The organism is Adlercreutzia sp. ZJ242 (genome assembly GCF_011038995.1).
GTDB lineage: Bacteria > Actinomycetota > Coriobacteriia > Coriobacteriales > Eggerthellaceae > CAAEEV01.
This window is the reverse complement of sequence record NZ_JAAKEE010000090.1, coordinates 1-2700: the sequence shown is the minus strand read 5'-3', so window position 1 is coordinate 2700 and position 2700 is coordinate 1. Positions and strand designations below refer to the sequence as shown.

The following is a 2700-nucleotide window of genomic DNA, read 5'->3' as shown; positions in this document are numbered from 1 at the left end:
TGTTTCTAGCGTCAAAAAATGAGCGCTATTCCGCTAATTATTAAACACCTTTCCATTAATAAATGAGCATCGTGAGAACCTACGTGACTGTATGCTCTTATAGATAGAATCGTATAGTGATGTGAGGCTCTGTGCCCGCCGCAGCTGGGCGGCGGGCATCGGCAAGTGCGATGGCCTTAAGGCCTGAGCGCTTGACGCAACTGAAGTGATGCAGAATCAGAGCAGAGCGCTGTTTTTCATGCGCATGTCATCAACTGTCTTTACGCGAATGATGTGTGAGCTCGACTTAATGCGCGACATGAACGCCTCCGATATCGGAGTGCGACCCATGATCTTTACCCAGCCGTCGTGCTGGTATTGAGAACAGAGAATCGTCGAGCCGGTGAGCAGGCGCGCGTCTACGAGTTCTAGCAACTCGCCCATATCCTCTGCTGACACCTCATGCAAAAGAAAGTCATCAATGATGACGAGGTGAGTCTTTTTCAGTTGTGCGATAAGTTTTTGATAGCTACCATCAAGTGCGGCGCGGGCGACCAAAAGCTCATCTATGAGTGAGCGCATCTTGTAGTACTTAACCTTGTAGCCCTTACGACAGGCAGCGACACCGAACGAGCAAGACAACCAGGTCTTTCCTGAAGCACTTGCGCCCTCTAACACGACATTTTGTCCTTTGGTTATATAGGAACAGTCAAGTATGCGGACGAGCTGTTCTCGGTTAAGACCACGCCCAGGATCATAATTTATACCTTCGGGACATGCGCTCTTAAAGTACATGCCTGAGCTGTTGATGAGTCGGTTGATCTTATTGGTGGCACGAACGTCGGCCTCATGGTCAACCATCATTGCGAGTCGATCGTCGAAGCAAAGCTCCCGATACGTCACAGGATCGGCTAACTGACGGCCGTAAGCGTCGGCCATTGCTGACAGATGCATATTTTTGAGTTTTTCCATCGTCTGCTCAGGGCTCATGCTATCCCTCCAATCCCATCATCGTTTGCCTCCCCATCTTTACCGTAGTAGCCTTCTGCCCGAAGGATGGCGTAGTCCTCCTTGGCGTCGCGCTGCTCGTCGCGGTCGGGCATGTTGGCTAGGAGCACCTTCACGGTCTTAAGGCTCGGAGTGCGCGTGATCCCGCACGCGCGCTCGCACGCCTCCTCCACCATGCGCCCGCCATGGGTAGAAGCTAAGTTGAGCAGTTTGGCACAAGGGCGATACCCCTCCTCCTCAGCTCGGCCGGCCGAGAGCATGGCGTCGGCCACCTTGCGACCCCACGGACCTATCTCGTCAAGCGCGCGCTGACGGAAGCGCTCCCCTGATTGTTGGAGAAGCTCGGTATGCCACTTGGGCTGATGCGATTCTTGTTTCACATCATCATTGCGCTTGTGTGAACGCGGATGTGTCGCAATGCGCTCGCCGTCGCAAAACACCTCAACTGTTAAGCGGCCAACGCGCACGTCGACGAGCTGGCCTGCGAAGGTGTAGGGTACCGTGTAAGTAGAGGCGTCAACCGAGACGCGATAATCTGGGCTTACGGTGCGGCTTAGCCAACGTCCAGGTTCGAAGTCAGTTGCAGGCAGTGGTGAAAGCATTTGCTTCTCCTTGGCGAGAAACACTTCCTTGCGACTACCGTCAGCACGTTTCTTAAACGGGCGCGAGTTGAGGTCGGTAAGCTTTGAAGCTACCGCATCCTCGAGCTCAGCCATTGAAAAGAAACGCTGATTGCGCAACATAAGCGCAATGCGCTCTCCGATCTTGCCCACGTTGCCTTCCACACTGGGCTTGTGCTTCGGCTTACGAATGCCTGTTGGAACAACCGCCAAACCATAGTGCTCTCCGAACTCGCGGTAGGTTCGGTTGATGACAACTTCGTCGGAGGTATGTGCAGCAACACCGGTACGTAGATTGTCGGGAACTACGATACGCGGCGAACCTCCGAAGAAGTGCAGAGCCGCCACATTGCAACCGATCCAGTCATCCATCGCCACCGACTCGGCCGGCTTGACAAACGTGTACTGAGAATACGGCAGCGTCGCAACAAACAGGTAGACCTCATGCACCTCGCCTGTATACATGTCAACCCACTCCATTGCAGTACCGGCCCAGTCGACCTCCATGCGGTCACCCGGCACATGGGGTATGCGCAACGACAAATCAGATGCATTCTGCCATTCGCGGTGTTTCTGGACGAAGAATGAGTACATGTAAGGCGTCTTGTTGGCCGCCACGCAGTTGGCGGCATATTCCTCCCACGCAATCGCGAGTGTAAGCCCTTTGTGCTTGTCGAGTTGCTCTTGAATGGCGGCGTGGTCGGGTTGGACGTAGTTGGCATCAGGCTTGCGCCCACGTTGCTCGGAGAGCAAACCTCGCAGTTCTTTCTCACTCATACCCTCTACTGTCGGGCCATCGAGTCCTACGAGACGTAGCTTACGTTGCACGTTGCAAACCGTCCCCGACGAACAACCAGCTGCCGCGGCTATCTCGCGTTGTGAATAGCCACCGGAAAACGTGAGACGTACGATCTCCTTATACGATACTTTCGGTTCCATAGAACCTCCCATCTAATAAAAACCCCGCATGGTCGTCTTTGCCATGCAGGGTGATTATGGGAGCGTTCAGCAATAAGCACACTTGTGCTTAAGAATTAGCGTCATCGTGCTCAGTATATTGCGGAACAGTGCTCAGGAATTGGCGTAGGAATCA

The 2700-nt window shown here is 53.8% G+C and carries 2 protein-coding genes; both read right to left on the bottom strand.

Annotated features, from left to right (window positions below):
- Window positions 1–216 precede the first annotated feature (216 nt).
- The gene (locus G7Y49_RS11845; RefSeq protein WP_165174069.1) at window positions 217–969 is read right to left on the bottom strand and encodes an ATP-binding protein; all 753 of its coding nucleotides are present in this window, start codon (window positions 967–969) and stop codon (window positions 217–219) included.
- Window positions 966–2546: an IS21 family transposase gene (gene istA / locus G7Y49_RS11840; protein ID WP_165174067.1), complete on the bottom strand. Its 1581-nt coding sequence runs from the start codon at window positions 2544–2546 to the stop codon at window positions 966–968. Before istA ends, G7Y49_RS11845 begins: the two co-directional genes overlap by 4 nt.
- Window positions 2547–2700 lie beyond the last annotated feature (154 nt).

Excerpts from the sequence above, each read along its gene's own strand:
- istA (WP_165174067.1), bottom strand. The coding sequence starts at position 2,546 with ATGGAACCGAAAGTATCGTATAAGGAGATCGTACGTCTCACGTTTTCC.
- G7Y49_RS11845 (WP_165174069.1), bottom strand. The coding sequence starts at position 969 with ATGAGCCCTGAGCAGACGATGGAAAAACTCAAAAATATGCATCTGTCA.